Source organism: Bartonella saheliensis, assembly GCF_902162175.1.
Genome location: NZ_LR607225.1, coordinates 1 through 18,178, shown reverse-complemented (window position 1 = coordinate 18,178; position 18,178 = coordinate 1). Strand labels below are relative to the sequence as shown.

General features: G+C 39.0%; 11 protein-coding genes. 7 read left to right on the top strand and 4 right to left on the bottom strand.

The window, feature by feature from the left end; all coding sequences use genetic code 11:
• The 6 genes from FS875_RS07810 to FS875_RS07785 form a co-directional block, all read left to right on the top strand.
• Nucleotides 1–2,250, top strand: a 2,250-nt coding sequence (locus tag FS875_RS07810) for a BID domain-containing T4SS effector (protein ID WP_342778869.1), incomplete at its 5' end; no start/stop codon positions are given.
• Between the two features lie 342 nt (nt 2,251–2,592).
• Nucleotides 2,593–5,817, top strand: coding sequence for a BID domain-containing T4SS effector (locus tag FS875_RS07805; protein ID WP_144755306.1), 3,225 nt, complete (start codon nt 2,593–2,595; stop codon nt 5,815–5,817).
• Between the two features lie 1,134 nt (nt 5,818–6,951).
• A complete protein-coding gene (gene murJ / locus FS875_RS07800) occupies nt 6,952–8,523 on the top strand; it encodes a murein biosynthesis integral membrane protein MurJ (protein ID WP_144755302.1) in 1,572 nt (523 codons plus the stop codon).
• Nucleotides 8,524–8,584: 61 nt separating this feature from the next.
• Nucleotides 8,585–9,655 carry a tryptophan--tRNA ligase gene (trpS, locus tag FS875_RS07795; protein ID WP_144755299.1) on the top strand — a complete coding sequence of 357 codons (1,071 nt, stop codon included), beginning with the start codon at nt 8,585–8,587 and terminating at the stop codon, nt 9,653–9,655.
• 65 nt (nt 9,656–9,720) lie between these two features.
• A complete protein-coding gene (locus FS875_RS07790) occupies nt 9,721–10,212 on the top strand; it encodes a universal stress protein (RefSeq protein ID WP_144755296.1) in 492 nt (163 codons plus the stop codon).
• A 62-nt stretch (nt 10,213–10,274) separates the two neighbouring features.
• Nucleotides 10,275–10,853: a NifU family protein gene (locus tag FS875_RS07785; RefSeq protein ID WP_144755293.1), complete on the top strand. Its 579-nt coding sequence runs from the start codon at nt 10,275–10,277 to the stop codon at nt 10,851–10,853.
• Between the two features lie 1,259 nt (nt 10,854–12,112).
• On the opposite strand, the gene FS875_RS07780 is transcribed toward FS875_RS07785, so the two are convergent.
• Nucleotides 12,113–12,448, bottom strand: a complete 336-nt coding sequence (locus tag FS875_RS07780) for a zinc ribbon domain-containing protein YjdM (RefSeq protein WP_144755290.1) — start codon at nt 12,446–12,448, stop codon at nt 12,113–12,115.
• A gap of 748 nt (nt 12,449–13,196) precedes the next feature.
• A complete protein-coding gene (locus tag FS875_RS07775; protein WP_144755287.1) occupies nt 13,197–14,825 on the bottom strand; it encodes an alpha-D-glucose phosphate-specific phosphoglucomutase in 1,629 nt (542 codons plus the stop codon).
• A gap of 216 nt (nt 14,826–15,041) precedes the next feature.
• Here FS875_RS07775 and FS875_RS07770 point away from each other — a divergent pair, with 216 nt between their 5' ends.
• A complete protein-coding gene (locus FS875_RS07770; RefSeq protein ID WP_144755284.1) occupies nt 15,042–15,566 on the top strand; it encodes a peroxiredoxin in 525 nt (174 codons plus the stop codon).
• A 572-nt stretch (nt 15,567–16,138) separates the two neighbouring features.
• Here FS875_RS07770 and FS875_RS07765 read toward each other — a convergent pair.
• Together FS875_RS07765 and FS875_RS07760 are read right to left on the bottom strand one after the other, a co-directional pair.
• A complete protein-coding gene (locus FS875_RS07765; RefSeq protein ID WP_144755281.1) occupies nt 16,139–16,675 on the bottom strand; it encodes a replication protein in 537 nt (178 codons plus the stop codon).
• A gap of 899 nt (nt 16,676–17,574) precedes the next feature.
• A partial coding sequence (locus FS875_RS07760) for a His/Gly/Thr/Pro-type tRNA ligase C-terminal domain-containing protein (protein WP_208000005.1) occupies nt 17,575–18,178 on the bottom strand: 604 nt, incomplete at its 5' end.

Sequence of the window (18,178 nt, the reverse complement as noted above, 5' to 3'; positions counted from 1 at the left end):
AGAACCCCCCCTCCCCAAGTTTCTCCAAAACCACAAAAACCATCTGTACAAAAACACCCAGAAAATTTGTCACCCTCCCCAAAGGTTGCCCCTCCTCCTCCACGCGTAAGAGAGAAAACACTAACTGATGCAAAAATCCAAAAGCCTGAAGCTCAAGAGACAGCTCCTCCACAGACACAAGTAGCACCGCCAAAACCCCCACGTGCAAAAGAGAGACAACAACATAGCCCACAAGTTGAAGCCTCGCCCTCCCCAAAGGTTGCTCCCCCTCCTCCTCCACGCGTAAGAGAAAAAACACTAAGCGACGTAAAAATCCAAAAGCCTGAAACCCAAGAGACAGCTCCTCCACAGACACAAGTAGCACCGCCAAACCCCCCACGTTCAAAAGAGAGACAACAGCACAGCCCACAAGTTGAAGCTTCACCCTCCCAGCAAAAAAAAGTGGCTCCCCCTCCTCCTCCACGCGTAAGAGAAAAAACACCAACCGGTGTAAAAATCCAAAAGCCAGAAACTCAAGAGACACCTCCTCTACAAGCACAAGTAGCGCCGCCAAAACCCCCACGTGCAAAAGAGAGACAACAACACAACCCACAAGTTGAAGCTTCGCTCTCACAGCAAAAAAAAGTAGCCCCACCCCCTCCTCCACGCGTAAGAGAAAAAACACCAACCGGTGTAAAAATCCAAAAGCCAGAAACTCAAGAGACACCTCCTCTACAGGCACAAGTAGCGCCGCCAAAACCCCCACGTGCAAAAGAGAGGCAACAACACAACCCACAAGTTGAAGCTTCACCCTCCCAGCAAAAAAAAGTGGCTCCCCCTCCTCCTCCACGCGTAAGAGAAAAAACACTAAGCGACGTAAAAATCCAAAAGCCTGAAACCCTCGAGCGCCCCACCACGCATATAAAAACGGCGCCACAAAGACCACCGCGTGCAAAAGATAAAATCCAGCACAAAACAACAGTTCAAAAGGAAGAAAATCCCTATGCAACACCGAGAGCGCAAACACCTCCACGCGTAAGAGACAGAGTGCAAACCAGCACAAAAACCCAAAATCCTGAAACCCTCGCCCCAAGTGTTAGACCCAAAACACCTCAGCACAGAACAGTCCGGCAGCAAAGCAGTTCATCATCACAAGACAGTGAAATATATGCAGTCCCTCGTTCAAGCAAATCGCACCAAATAGGAGGCAGAAAACAAAGCGACACTGTCGTGCAAAAAACGGGCTCTTCACAAACAGCAAATGAACCACCAAAACCGTCTCAAGAACAAAAAACATCTTTTAATACAATTAACACGATGGAAAAAGAGTTTTTGCTCATAGCATATCACGAAGAAATACGATTTTTATGCGAAAAGGTTTATGGGGACCGGCTTATTTTAGAACAAAGAATAGAAGAAATTAGAGAAAATCCTACTATGGGAGAACAGCTCTTATGGGATGTTAGAGAAAACCCTCTGTCTATTTCTAAGTTTGCGGGTCGAAAAGTTCTTGGCATAAAAAGCGATGCACGTAAAGAAGCTGAAGAAACGCTTCCTAATCTGTATGAAGCCATTAACGGTTTTATATATACTTCAAAATATGTACAAGAAAATATTTCACAGAGTCCTCACAGGGAACAACGGCAACATCAACACGCGCAACAGGAAGAAGCAATCACTCAACACACACAAAATCGGCTCAATTCAGAAAAGCAAATCCAGCCTCTGTCAAATCCAGAAATTGCCCGCAGAGTTCAACAAGATCCATCGGTTCAATATGGTCAAAGAGAGGTCCAATATTGGAGCCAAATTGTTTATAACGATCCATTGATTTTTCAATATAGAATGGAAGATATGCAAAAAATTCCAGAGATCGGAGAAGAACTTGTCTTTCAAATCGAAAAGGATTCGACCTCTTTTGCTCCCCTTGCAGGTCGAAAAGTCCTTGGCATAAAAAACGGCGCACGCAAAGCTGCTGAAGAACATCTTCCTACCCTTTGTACCGCCATTAAGGATTATGCTGATACGATAAAACAATTAAGAGAAACCATTGTGCAAAACCATCAAACAGAGCAACAACAACGCCATCAACCGCTTACCGATCTCGATAAAAAATTGCAAAAGCAGCAAAGCGTATCAGAATCCCAGAAGCTGCCTGAGCGCTCAACAAAAAAGCACCGTCAAGAAGTTACTGAAACATCAAGACAAGAAGAGCACTCCCCTATTCGCCCGCGCAGAGGTGAAACATCAAAAGCCATGGCTATGTCGTGATATCCTTACCCCCTTTGGCTTTTCACGCACCCCCTTGGGGCAATGATCCTGCCAAGATTGCACCAAGGGCGGCATATAACATACAGAAAAATTTGAATAAACTTTGCTATGACAAAACGTATTAATAAAATTGCACGATAACATTTCATAAAAATGACCAACATCAACGCTTTTGCCATCATCAACTTGGCTCCATGCGAAGAGAGTCAAATTTTTCCTATCATTCAAATCGGTCTTCTTCTTTGAAAAAGAAGAAGAAGCTTATGAAAATAGCATAAGGCAAAAAATGTAAAAAAGAAGCTTTTTAAAAAATAAATATTAAAAACTTAAAAGGAAATATACATGAAAGAAAATACACAACAGGGTGCCTCCTCCACACAGGAAGAATTGCAAGAACAATCCCCTGCAATAAATGCAGCCGTTTTAAAGCAAATCAATGAAGCAGCGGAAAATTTTTTCTACCCCAATAGCAAAGTGCTTAAAAATAAATACCGTATTAAAGATAAAGAAATATTAAAAGAGCGCTGTTCTGATGACGTAAAAAAAGAAATGATCAAACTTCTCCAAGAGCCCCCACCAGAACGGTTTGATGCCGCCTACCTCAAATATCTTCATCATCGTCTTTTTTCTCGTGCATTTGAATGGGCAGGACAAACCCGCGAAGTACCTTTTACTTTTGAAGATAGCAGTGTTGCTTCTATGCCCATTTTGAAGAGAGCCGAATTTACAAAACCTTTTGCAATGGGCAGAAAAATCCAGGAGGGATTAGAAAAGTTAGATAAAACACTTGCTGAAAAAAAGAATTTACAAGGCTTAATGCGCGAAGAATTCGTTGAACATGCTGCTGGAATAATGATAAATTTACACTACTTGCATCCTTTCAGAGAGGGCAATAGGCGTACAAAGAGACTGTTTGTTGAAAAACTCGCTCAAGCAGCAGGCCATACGCTCGATTTTTCTGTTGTGAGCAAAAAGCGCAAAGACTTTGTCCGCGCAGCCGCCATGGAACGTGGCGATCAAGAGCCTATGAAACATCTGCTTGAAGATATTTCCCATCCAGAAAAATTGCTCATTTTACAAGAATTCACCAACTCTATGAAAACGCTTGGAATGGGGGAAAAAAATTATTATCTCACTGTCGTCGCAAAAGAAGGCGAAACCTATCATGGGACCTATAGAGGCTGTGGCGCCAAAGGCTTCATGATGGATGCTCAAGGGATTCTCATCTTGGGAAATAAAAAAGATCTCACACCAGAGCAAATACAAACATTAACAAGTGGTGAAACTTTCTCCTTTACAGTGCCAAAAGCTCAAAGCCTAGAAAAAAAACAGCAAAACACCCAGCAAAAAACCTTACTTCCAGAAGAAAAAAGAGCCGCTCCTAAAAGCGATGAAATAACTGAAAAGAGTAAAGACAGTGCCTCCATCCCAACAAAGGGAAAAGAAAAAGCCCATTTTGCATCATGGATTGCCTCTCATGCTTTAGATGACAGCGTTAAAAGTATGCCCCAAAATCTGCAAGAAAAAGAACAAAGGGCTCACCCCATGGTTCACTCTGCTTCCTCTATGAGGCAAACGCAAAAAAATTTTCAAGAAACCATTTTAGAGACCAGCCATACAGCGACAACGGATCAAATATCTGTCCAAATGACAAAGGAAACAGACTCTGATCATCAAAAAAGAGCAAAACAGTCCCCCCAAAAAGCAATGGCATACTGGGAGAAAACGGACACCACCCCTCTCACCTCACAGAAGAAATTATCCTCATCACTCAAAATCGAAAAAGATCATACAGCCTCCCGTAATTTCTTTTACCCAAACAGTATCACTTTAAAAAATAAATACGGAATAAAAGACTCTGAACAATTAAAAGAACAATGTGCCCATGATACAGCAAAAGCAATCATTCATCTGCGCCAAGAAGAGCCACCACAAAGACTAACCTCCACATATCTCCAATATATTCATCATACCCTGTTTAAAAAAACTTTTGAATGGGCAGGCCAAACACGCGATAAACCATTTACATTTGAAGATGGCACCGTTGCTTATATGCTAGAGATGAAAAAAGCCGGAGTTCATTTTGCATCCAAAAAACAAATACAAGAAGGACTAAAAAATTTAGATAAAACACTTACTGAAACAAATAGTTTAAAAGGCTTAACCCGTGAAACGTTTGTTGAACATGCCGCTGAAATGTTGATACAGCTCAACTATACGCACCCTTTCAGAGAAGGTAATGGACGCACACAACGAATGTTTTTTGAAAAACTCGCTCAAGCAGCAGGACACACACTCGACTTTTCTCTTGTAACAGAAAAACGCATGAACCTTGCCAGCACTGCATCGCTAGAACATAACGATAAGGAAATGATGAAACACCTGCTTGAAGATATCTCCAATCCAGAAAAAATACTTATTCTAAAAGAATTCGTAGATAATATGAAACATATTGGGCTTAAGAATATTCATCATCATCTGATTATGACAGCAAAAGAAGGGCATACCTATACAGGCTTCTATAGAGGCAGTGGCCTCAACGGATTCATGCTTGATGCCAACGGGACTTTCATCATAGGAAATAAAAAAGATCTTACACCAGAGCAAATACAAACATTAAAAATGGGTGATGCTCTCTCCTTTACAGCACCAAGCACTCAACACCCGCAAGAGGTGCTGATCCCCGCAGAAAAAATCCCCCCTCTTACAAGCAACGAAATTATCACGAGGATAAAAAATAACGCATCACTTCAAGCAAGAAGAACAGAAATCGAAACTTTATGCCAAATCATTTATGGCAATCGGCATATCTTGCAGGAAAGAATTGAAAGAATCCATGAAAATCACAGGGAAGGAGAACAGCTTACCTATCAAATTGCCACATCTCCTCAATCGATTGCTCAATTGTCTGGGAGCAATATATTGGGCATAAAAAATAACGCGCGCACTGAAGCTGAAGCCAATATTTTGCCCCTCTGTAGAGCCATTGATGGTTATATCAATATTTTTAAACAAACAGAAAGAGACATTCTCCATGACCATCACGCCAAACAAAGGCGTTGTGAACAGTCGGTCGCAATGCCTAAGGTTTGGATGCAAAATCTCCTCTCCTTGCCAAAAGAACAGCAGCAAAAAACCTTATCAAACTCTCCTGAATTAAGAGGTGAAGCGAGAGTTTATATCAAAAAAATCAATGAACGCTTATCTTCAAGAGAGCATGAAGCAATAAAAGAAAATAATCCCGACAAACTGGCTAAGAGTCTTGGCACATCAGCTGTCAAAGCAAAAGAGATTCTGGAAATCGTCAAGCAGACAAAAGAGATGGAACAAAATATACGCCCCTTGGCTTTTTATGACCACCAATTGAGTAATCGCTTAGCACCAAAGCAGCATCAATCTCTCCCACAGCAATTATCCAAGAAAAACACTGAAAAAACATGGTCGAACACGCTTGATAAAGAAGCAGGTAAAGCACAAAAAATGATAGAAAACGTTCATCAAAACATCAAGAGACAAGAAAATATTCCCTCTCACAAAACGCAGCACACAAAAGCTATGACACTCTAAAGATTCATATAAGCTTATCTTTTTTGCCTTCTCTGATAAAAAAGATGCGCTTGCTTCCTGTCTTTATCGGCAAATCAATCGTGCATCAACCAGATGCAAAAACCATAAAAGGGAAACTTTTTTATTTGCTTAGATTTTATCCCCATCAATGATAAAAAAAACTCTCAGCAGAATAATTGATAAGGATTGATCATTCATCGCTTTCATTGTCTATAGTGCTCTTGGCCTTGTAGGGCTAAAAACAGACAAGATGCTGTTAAAAAATTACGTCTTGCTATCCTTATATTTATGAAATCTCTAAAACAAGCAATCTCCCTCATTTGGGGAGAACATAAAGCCGTACAAGTGAAAACCCATCACACGGCTTTGTCATCATCGTTAAGCTCTGTCTGACAAACTTTTAAAAGCATCAAAAGCCCTGTGTCTTTTTAAATCATAGAAACTGCACATTTCTTCATACTTTTATTTTATTTGCGTATCTTTACATAAGGTATAAGAAATTGTTTTATAATGAGTATTCACTATTTTGCATATTGAATGAGAGCCCCGAAGATCGTAAGATTCTCTCATTTTAAATCTCTATATTACATGCATGTTATATCAATCAAAACCATTCGTTTGCACGTTACAGATGGAATTAACGTATGGATAAAATGATTTAAGAAAAGAGTAAAAATATCTCTTATAAATCATCTAAATACAAAGTTTGTCGCAACATTCTAGAGCTGGAAAAGTGTGGATGGTGAGCCGGCTTGTTACTTCATAAGCATAAAAATGGGTCACGTCCCTCATGTAAAACATCACGCCATTGGGGTGCATTATTTACAAATATTACTACTCTAGAGAGACATGATCATTCTATATCCTTAAATTGTGATGACATCACTCCCCTATTCCAATTTGAAAAAGAAATTTTAATGATTTTATGGCAACAATAAAAATTGTAAGGCAACAATAACACAAGGAGCATGTTAAAAGTCTTCACGCAACCATTGTTGACAGAAAGACAAACACCATCGTAAAACGCTGCACAAATATATTCTTGTATGGGAATACAGATCAGATTTTTATGATTTAAAACGGCTTATTTCTCTACTCACCGCTTTTCTTTTACCACGAACCTGATATATTTTTATGACATTGATTAAAAAAATTGCAACAGTTGCTTCCGGAACCCTTATGAGCCGTATTTTTGGCTTCATCCGTGAAATGCTTATGGCAGCAGCGCTAGGGACGGGTCCTGTTTCTGATGCCTTCAATGCTGCTTTTCGTTTTCCCAATACATTCCGCCGTTTTTTTGCTGAAGGCGCCTTCAGTGCCGCTTTCATTCCTCTTTTTGCCAAAAAAATCACTGAAGATGGTCAAGAATCTGCATGTAAATTTGCAGAAGAGGTCTTTGGCGTTCTCTTCACATTTCTATTACTATTAACCATTGCGATGGAACTGAGTATGCCTTTTTTGGTACGAACCATTATTGCTCCAGGCTTTAGCGAAGATGCAACAAAGTTTAACGCCACAATTCATTTTACGGCGATCATGTTTCCTTACTTAACCTGCATATCGCTCGCTGCGATGATGGGGGGCATGCTCAATGCTCTGCGGCGCTATTTTATTGCCGCCGTTGCCCCTCTCTTTTTAAATATTATTCTGATTGGTGTGCTCGCCTATGCTTGGTTTTATCAACTTGACGCTTGGCACATTGGCTTAAATCTCTCTTGGGGTGTGTTGGCGGCAGGCCTTCTTCAACTTTTCCTAATTGCGATTGCGTTACGTCAAAGTGGCATGAAAATTTTCTTTATTCCCCCCCGTGTAAGTCCCAATGTACGCAAGCTCTTAACCTTAGCATTCCCTGCAGCCATCACGGGTGGTATCACGCAAATTAATTTGCTCATCAATACCAACATTGCTTCTAGTCAATCAGGGGCTGTCTCTTCTTTGATGTATGCTGACCGGCTTTATCAATTGCCTCTAGGCGTGATTGCCATTGCCGTTGCAACCGTTCTTTTACCAGAATTAACCCGCGCGTTGCGGAGCAAAAATCAGGAAGAAACCCACCATTTGCAAAACCGCTCTATTGAATTTACGCTGTTGTTAACGCTTCCAGCATCTATTGCTTTTTTGCTGCTCTCCCACCCCATTGTTAGTTTACTCTTTGAACGTGGACAATTTACCGATCAATCAACACAGCATGTTGCACAGTTATTGGAACTTTATGGACTAGGACTTCCAGCTTTTGTACTCATCAAGGTCTTTATTCCTAATTTTTTTGCCCATGAAGATACCAAAACACCGATGATTTTTACGGGCATTTGTGTTTTCATCAATATCAGCATCGCTTTAACATTATTTCCTTCCTTTTCCGCACGCGGCATTGTTATTGCGGAAATTACTTCTGGATGGGTCAATACCCTATTGCTTTGGGGGGTTCTTATCAAACGGGGGTATTGGAAATACGACACCCAACTGATCAAGCGAATATTATGTCTCATGATTGCTTCCCTTTTGAGTGCATTCGTCCTCTATTACGGATTACATGTATGCGGATTTTTATCTTTTCCTTTATCCTCAAAAGCCTCCTTTTTCTTGCGTTTCAGCACCTTAGCAGGGCTCATGCTTGGCATATTCTTACTCTATTTTATTGCCTATTTTTTATCCAATCCCCGTTCCTTTTTTCACACGCTTAAAAATTTGAAAAAACGTCCATAATATTTATACTTTGTCAAAAACAACAAAATGAATAACCTCTAATTAAAGAAAGCGCACTCCTATGGATACCTTCACCCCCCTTGTGTTTTCCGGCGTACAACCGAGTGGTCACTTACATCTTGGCAATTATCTTGGAGCCCTTCAAAATTGGGTTGAACTACAAAATGCTTATCACTGTCTCTATTGTGTTGTGGATATGCATGCGCTCACCGTCAACCCAGATCCCCTTATTTTACGCGAATCCACCAGAACGGTGACAGCCGCCTTTCTCGCCGCCGGTATTGATCCCAAAAAACACATTATTTTCAACCAATCACGTGTTTTTCAACATGCTGAACTCGCCTGGATTTTAAATTGTGTTGCCCGTATTGGCTGGCTTCAACGCATGACACAATTTAAAGATAAAGCAGGAAAAGATCGCGAAAAAGCATCCCTTGGGCTTTTTGCCTATCCCACGTTGATGGCTGCTGATATTTTAGTCTATCGTGCAACGCATGTCCCGGTGGGTGAAGATCAAAAACAGCATGTTGAACTCACACGCGATATTGCCCAAAAATTTAATAATGATTATGCACACCGTATTGCTGACTTAAATTTTGGCATCTCTATGCCAACGGATGAAGAAAAAAGACCAAGCTTTTTCCCCCTCCCTGAAGCGCTAATTGGGACAACAGCCACACGCGTTATGTCCTTGCGTGATGGGACAAAAAAAATGTCAAAATCAGATCCTTCAGATTTCTCACGCATTAATTTGACTGATGATGCAGATCTTATCGCCCAAAAAATACGCAAAGCCAAAACAGATTCCGCACCTCTTCCAGATTCTCTTGAGGCTTTAAAAGAACGACCAGAAGTAGATAACCTTCTTGGTATTTATGCCGCCTTTGCCAAAGTGAGTAAAGAAAAGGCTCTTTTAGAATTTTCTGGTCATCAATTTTCACATTTTAAAACAGCGCTAGCCGACCTTGCTGTCCATAAGCTTGCCCCTATAACAAAAGAATTACGTCGCCTTCATCAAGAAAGCGGTTATATTGACTCTGTTTTGCATGATGGCGCAGAACGTGCTAGTATGCTCGCAGAAGAAAATATGAAAAAAATTCGTGAAATTGTTGGATTTTTGCACAATACATAAAAACAATAAGCTAAAAAAGATTGTAGAGCGCAAAAAAAATCGTTTGTACAAAATAGAGAAAGTGCATGATTTCTAAACCCCAAAATCCGAAAAAAGAGCCTAAGAAAAAGAACCTCGTCATCATCGATGAGACACCAGAGTGTCGGCGTGCCGTTGCGTTTGCCGCACAACATGCCCAAAACACCAAGAGAACTTTGGTCTTGCTTTGTGTTGTTGATAGTGCTGAATTTCAACATTTTCTGGGTGTAAACAACGTTATGCGCACAGAATCAACACAAAGTGCTCATAAAATATTAGGAGACATTGCCAGTGATGTCCGCACCTCTCATGCGCTTGAAACAGAAATAGTGGTGCGTGAAGGAAAAAAAATTGATGAAATTTCTAAACTGATCGACGAAGATAAAAGAATTGCACTGATTGTTTTAGCCGCCAGCGGACATGCAGAAGGACCAGGTCCTCTTATCCAATTAATCGGGAATAGAGGAACAGCTTTTTCAATCCCTGTCATTGTCATTCCTAGCAATCTTGCTGATGAAGATATTAAGTCTATTGCTTAAAAAATATAATATTTTAAAAGTGGTATGATCTTATCTAATTCTTCATGATAAAAGGAGAGTTTATGTTTATTCAAACTGAAACCACCCCAAATCCTGCAACGCTTAAATTTCTTCCAGGGCGGGTGGTCCTTTCTGAAGGGGTCTTAGAATTTCGTAACCGTGAAGAAGCGGCTAAAAATTCACCTTTGGCGGCTAAACTATTTAATATTCCCAATGTCAATGGTGTCTTTTTAGGGTATGATTTCATCACCATCAGTAAAAAAGAGGGGGAATGGCAACATCTCAAACCTGTCATTTTAGGCACAATTATGGAGCATTTTCTCTCCAATGAGCCTGTTATTACCACCAGCGCGACAACACAAGCAAAAGCCCATGCCCTTAATGAAGAATTTTACGACGAAAAAGACGCTGATATTGTTTTAACCATTAAAGAGCTGCTTGAAACGCGTATTCGTCCAGCTGTTGCCAATGACGGTGGAGACATTACTTTCCGCGGTTTTGAAAATGGGATTGTTTATCTCAATATGCGGGGTGCCTGCGCTGGATGCCCCTCTTCAACGGCAACACTCAAACATGGTATTGAAAATCTTTTACGCCATTTTATCCCTGAAGTTTTAGGCGTTGAAGCCATGCCACAATAAATATTAGCACCTCAATAGATACAACCACCACACAGATGATCTTTCTTTAACAACCCTTAAAACAACATGGGGTGTAAAAATCTCACATCATTTTATCCCTCATCATTTTAGAGCCAAGCCATGCTTCCCATAAAAAAACCTAGAAAATGATAAGGTTTCTCTTTCACTTAAACCCTATAGATCTTAAAATGTTTTTTCCCCTTTTAAAGGCGTCATTTTCACCAACCCATCCCATACATACAAGAATAACGCATCGGAAGGGGCGCACTTTAAATTTATTTTGCAAATTTCTTTTTTCTCATGACCTTGTCATGCTATTTTATCCCCCCAAAATAAACAATCCGTTACAGTAAAAAGAAAAGAATATAAGACAGAGCATACACTCGTTCCTTTGTGCCCATCATTTTGAGTATTTCCGACGATAAAATCCCACCAAATGCTTCTTATAGTAACCAAGCGACAAGAATCACACTTTTACACCTTTCATGGGCATCCATAATTTTTTTATTTTAATTGTCTTTATTGCATCAATCAAAATCATTCGCAAACACATCTCAAATTAGAAGATAACAAAAACAATTTTTAAAATACCTCTTATGAACATTTTCAACGATAAGAATACAATCATCGGGACAAATATAAAGGCTGTTGCAACATTAAAGACTGGAAAAGTATTTGATGGTATTGGCTTATCCTTTTATGAAACACAAAAACGATAGCGCTCAACAGCGTTTTCCCTATACCATTTTCTATAAGTCTCATTGTGAAAGAGGTTAAAACATCTTAAGAAAGACATTTTTTAAGAACATACTGACTTTTCTTCTTCTTGAAATCAAGAATTCCACTTCTATCCCCTTTACTCGTATCTCCATGACTTAAAGACACAAAAGCCATTAAGACCTTTAAAAAAATCAATCAAAGCCAAATCGTTGAGGGTTGGAAACAATCTGATAAAAGAGGGAAAAATTTCTTCAATTAAGCCGTCATCAATTTCTCATTTTACGGCATTATTCTGCTCATAAAGCGCATTCTTTTACTGTTTTCTTAAATCAACCAACATCCAGCTCCTATCACCAACCGACATATCTGAAAGGAAAAACAGCACTTTCTCTCACAAGACATGGCTTTTATATTTCGGGCAAAGCTATTGTATCTATCGAATGAGCATAATCTATAAAATAAGAAAAGAACCCTATTGAAACAAAATATGAAAATAGAAAAGCAACGAAAGTCAAAAACAATGGCGAGAGGATAAACGCCTAAACTTTTTTAACAAATTCTGACTTTAAACCCATCTGTCCAATTCCAGGGATTTTACAATCAATATTATGATCCCCATCCACCAAGCGAATATTCTTGACCTTCGTTCCACTTTTTAAAACAGAGGAAGCGCCTTTTACTTTCAGATCTTTTATCACCATAACGGTATCTCCGTTTGTCAAGATTTGACCATTGGCATCATAAACAATCTCAGAAAGAACAGTATCATCATCCTTTTGGGGCCATTCATGTGCGCATTCGGGACACACAAAATTTTCACCCTCTTCATAAGTATAAAGACAATCACAACGAGGACACTTGGGATATTGGGTCATAAATTCCCCTTTTTTTAAGAAAAACCATTCATGATGATGGGTCATAAAGCAAGAAAGGCTTATTGTCCATTATTTTAGAAAAACATGTTCTTTTATTTCCTCTTGATCTGCCACCTGTGTTCATAAATGCGATCATCCCCTACAATCGATGCGTTTATAACATTATACAATCCCCCCATAAACTATAAGATTCCTCTTCTATTGAATCAACCAGCGCCTTTCGTTTGCCTGTTATAAAAGGAAAAAGCCGTGTAAAATGATTAAGAAAAGACTTTAAAAAACATTCTCAAATGCAAGAGCCAACATTCTAAACGGATGATATGCTTTTCTCCTTCATAAAGGTAAAAATGATGCTACTCAATGTTATCCTCTTCATGAAGAGCATATATCAGATAGTTTCTTGTATCTTGAGAAAGACTCTCCTTAAAACAAACATATAAAAAATAAAACAACGATAATATTCTCTTTGAGGTAAAAAATATCCCCTCTATGACTCTTTTTAAAAAAATACCTTTATCAAAACATCCAGAAATCATTGGGCATAAAGGCTCCAATTATGCCAGATTATGATGACCTAGTGCCTCTATTTTTAAGAATCCAACAGTTTGAGGAAGCCCGCCATATGTAAACGTAGAAAAAATAAAACGAACCTAAAAATAGAAGAACTTCCTTATGATAAGTAAAATCATACCTCTAAAATTATAATGTAATCAATCATGATCGCTTTGCAAAAAATATTCCCATGATCTCATGTAATAATATCAGGGCGGTCTCGCCCTAATTCTTGTTGTATGTTTAACAGTTTTAAAGCTACCTGTTGCAAAGGTTGAAGAACGTCTTGCGGATTTAAATTGTGTCTGCGCTGATCCCCTTCATATTGTTCAAAATAAAGCCGTAAGGTCGCACCATACGTCCCTGTTCCCGATAAACGAACCACCAATCGTGCGCCATTTTCGAAAAAAATACGGATCCCTTGCCGTGTGCTAACACTCTGATCAACAGGATCATGATAGGTAAAATCGTCTGCTTTTTTGACCAAAAATCCCAAAATTTCTGTTCCAGCTTGTGGTAAATGCGCCCGCAAATGTTCTAGTAATGCTAAAGCTTTGTCTTCTTCAACTTCTTCATAATCATAACGCAATGCATAAAAGCGCCCATAGCTCTGCCAATGCTGCTGAACAATTTGTGCAACCGTTTTTCCTGTTACAGCTAAAAGATTTAACCAAAATAAAACAGCCCATAAACCATCCTTTTCGCGAATATGATGAGAGCCGGTTCCAAAGCTTTCTTCACCACAAAAGGTTACTTTTCCAGCATCCAAAAGCGTTCCAAAAAATTTCCATCCCGTTGGCGTTTCAAAAGAATTTAATCCACGTTTTTCAGCAACCAAATCTGCCGCAGGTGTTGTTGGCATAGAGCGCGCAACCCCCACAATCCCTTGGCGATACCCTTTAATAAGATTGGCATGTTCTAGCATAATTGCCAAGGAATCAGAAGGTGAGACATATTGCTGACGTCCAATAATAAGATTACGATCACCATCGCCATCAGACGCGGCGCCAAGATCTGGTCCTTGCTCTGACATCAATAAATCATAAAGAGGCTTAGCATAAACCAAATTGGGATCAGGATGACCCCCTCCAAAATCTGGCAAAGGAAGACCATTGACCACCGTCCCTTTAGAAAATCCTAAGCATTTTTCAAAAATTTCATAGGCATAAGGTCCAGTTACCGCATGCATAGCATCAAAGCGTAAAGTCAAACCTCGTGTCACAGCTTTGGCAATACAATCAAAATCAAAAATTTCCTGCATCAAAGCAACATAATCAGCGACAGGATCAATAATCTCTATCTGCATATCACCTATAAAAGTCATCCCTTGCCGCTCTAAATCAACATCTGGCGCTTCAAAAATTTTATAAAAGGAAAGACGTTGCGATGTTGCAAAAATAGCCTCACATAGCGAATTAGGTGCCGGTCCACCATTGGAAATATTGTATTTTATCCCACAATCTCCATCTAAACCACCAGGATTATGGCTTGCAGAAAGAATAATTCCACCATGCGCATGATATTTACGAATAAGATGCGAAACAGCCGGTGTGGAAAGGATACCGCCTCTCCCCATTTTAACACGAGAAACACCATGCGCTGCTGCCATCTTCAATACAATCTGAAGGAGTGTCCGGTTAAAGGTGCGTCCATCTCCCCCAAGAATCAACAGCTTTCCTTCAAGAGATCCAATGTTATCAAAAAGAGACTGTATAAAATTTTCCACATAATGGGGTTGTTGAAAAACAGACACTTTTTTACGCAAACCAGACGTTCCCGGTTTTTGTCCCTCAAAAGCCGTGGTCAAAACTGTCTTTATGGTCATTGGTCATACCTTCATACTCTTTCCTTTAATTTTAAGATGAAGACTATTCAAAGTCGACCATTAATTCCACTTGACGGAACAATGAAATATTTGCACACTTGTTAGAGATCAAAATTTTTTAAGAAGCCCTTTTATTTAAAACGCTCTTTCCATATGGTTTTAGATACGAGGGGTGTTTTAAAATACAATTTTCATAAAAAATACAGGAGCATCCTTATGATAAAAAAAACTGTTCCCAATGTTACATTTCATACACGTGTCCGCGATGAATCAGTAAGTGGAGATAATCCTTATCGGTGGCAAGAAGTTACAAGCGATGCTTACTTTAAAGGAAAGCGCGTTATTCTTTTTTCTCTTCCTGGCGCTTTTACCCCCACCTGCTCAACCTTTCAGCTGCCTGATTTTGAAAAACTCTATGATGAATTTAAACAAGCTGGTATTGATGAAATTTATTGTCTTTCTGTCAATGATGCTTTTGTCATGAATGCTTGGGGAAAAACACAAAATATCAAAAATGTGAAATTAATTCCCGATGGTTCTGGTGAATTCACACGCAAAATAGGTATGCTGGTTGCAAAAGACAATGTTGGTTTTGGTATGCGATCATGGCGCTATGCTGCTGTGATTAATGATGGTGTGATTGAACACTGGTTTGAAGAAGAAGGTTTTTCAGACAATTGTGCAACCGATCCTTATGAAGTTTCTTCACCACAAAATGTTTTAAAAGCTTTAAAAAGCTAACTTCAAACCAAAATCGTCTATTTAAATTTTACGACACAAATTTTTCTCGAAAAGGAATTTGTGTCGTTTTTATTTTTTAAAAACATTTCTTCGCTACAATATTTTGATTGATAATGATCATTTAAGCGTTATTCAACTTGGGTTAAATCCTGAAATATCACTCATATTCTTCCATTTTAAATCTGTTTATCTCAGAATCAATCAAAATCACTGAGCTGCACATCATAAGCAAATAATGCGATGAATCATAAATGAGGACAACACACTTGAAAAACGAGAGATGCCTCTCATAGATGCTCTTAAATTCCAAAAGAATTGATCATCCAAGGTTTTACAAAAACATCAAGAAGAAAAATACAGATCAATGATTTGTTTGAAGAAACGCACGCGTCAAATTGATCTGATGATCAAGAAAATAACAGAGGGCATAAAAACAACCCTGCCTCCATAAGCCCCCATAACTGTTGGTAAAGAGGATAAATCAAAACACATTCCCATTCACACAACCACCAACGTTACTATTTTCATAGCTATTTATTCTAAGCTTTTATTTTTCTCTGAGAGAGAAAGGGTTAAAGCAGGCGTTTATTGGGATATTCTACCGCAAAGTGTGCTTTCATTTCTTCTTCCTCTTCATCGAGCTCTAAATCTTCATCACATTCAGGCAGACCAAAAATATCGGGATTAATGAAATAACAGTCTTCCTTTGTCCCCTTCGCGACAATCTTATTCTCTTCTAATTCCTTAAGCCCCTCTTTAAAACTTTTAAAATTAAGATATTCTGGCTCTTGAATTGAAAAATCACAAGCCAAAAACTCCTCCAGACTATCATGATCCAACATTATCTGATCAAACCATAAATCCACATCATCCCCCTCATCGAGCATTTTTCCTACTTGCCACAACATCATAAAAAAAGCTTTCATTCCATTAAATGACAATCCAAAAATCATACGCCGACACGACGAAGCACCTGAAAAGGCAATTTGTGGAAGATTTTCAAATACAAAACCTGAAGGAGGAAGTTTAAATGATTTTCCAATATCTTCTGGTTTTTTCAAAATAAAAGGATTTCTTTCATATAACACAGTAAAATCATATCGGGCCATTTTGATTTCTCCATTAAAAAATTCTTTATGAAAAATAAATTATTTCAATGATTTATCACTGTAACATCTTACAATGAACCCTCATATTCTCCCTTTAAAAATTGTCTGATTTAAGTTATCCGTTGTTTTTGGAAGGAAAAAATCTTCTAAAATAAAACGCTTAAAGATCTCTTTTATCTCTTAGGGATGTGAAATTTTAGACTGTGATGAAGAAAACGATGGAAAATAGGGCACTAACCCATGAAAATTCAAAAATGAAACCCTATACAAGTGGTCTATAATTCTAAAAACGATTGGATTTTGCATGATAAATCATCGATTTTTCTAAAGAGGGTCGAGGTAAAAATCTCAAACGCTTCAGTCACCCCCTATTTTACCTCATGAAGATGTTCTCACCACACCTTAAAAAGATCTCTTTTTTCACCCTTCAAAACATTCATTTTATCATGAATACAAAAGCACTTTTTAAAAAGATCTTCTTTTTATGCCGCACGACCTTTAAAAAATAAGACATTAATTTATAATGATAAATAACTTTTTTGCATATTGAATACAAGGAACCGAAGATGGTAAGATTTTCTTATTTCAAACCTGTTTATCTTGCCTCAATTAAAACCATCGGCTTGCACGTCACAAACGGAACTGATGTATGAGTAAAAATTGTACAAGAAAAATGCCTTTTCATGAATCATCGAGAAATACCAAGGAATAGTCCGCAACATTCCAGAGCTGGCAAAGTGTGAGATGGTGCCGGTTTACTCCTTCACAAGCATAAAGATGGGAAGCTCAATAGATTTTATATGATTTGGACTTTATCGTTATAGTATTGATAGACGCCACCGTGAAATTGAGGAAAAAATGTTCAAGCTTTCCGCAGCAATTTCTTTTACAAAAAACCATTAGCGTTTTTGGGCTTCTAAAATATCTTGTACTGTTTGCACCAATTGCTCTTCATCCACCATCACTTGTGCAGGACGGCTTTCACGCCATGTTTGATTATCCTTAATTTCATGAGACAAACGCGCCCCTTCAATGAGGTCTTTAATCTGTATTTTTCCACTCTCACGTTCTTGTGTCCCTTGGATGACCACACAAGGCGCTTTTCGCCGATCAGCATATTTCATCTGCGCTTTAATTCCCGATGCTCCTAAATAAAGTTCCGCACAGATTCCCGCATTTCGCAATTGCATGACCATTTTTTGATAGCGTGCAACAGCTTCTGGCTCTTTATCCATCATCAGCACCACAACGGGTCCACGTGTATTTTTCACGGGCAATTTTTCAAGATTTTGCAAAGCAGCAATCAAACGTGAAATGCCTATTGAAAAACCTGTTGCCGGAATATTTTCCCCGCGAAAACGCGCAACCAACCCATCATAACGCCCCCCCCCCCCAACCAACCCAAAGACAACTATCTGCCCACCACCCTTCAGAACATCAAAAACCACACCTCCCTCCAAACACCGCCCCCAATAATCTTCAAACTCACACCCCACACACACA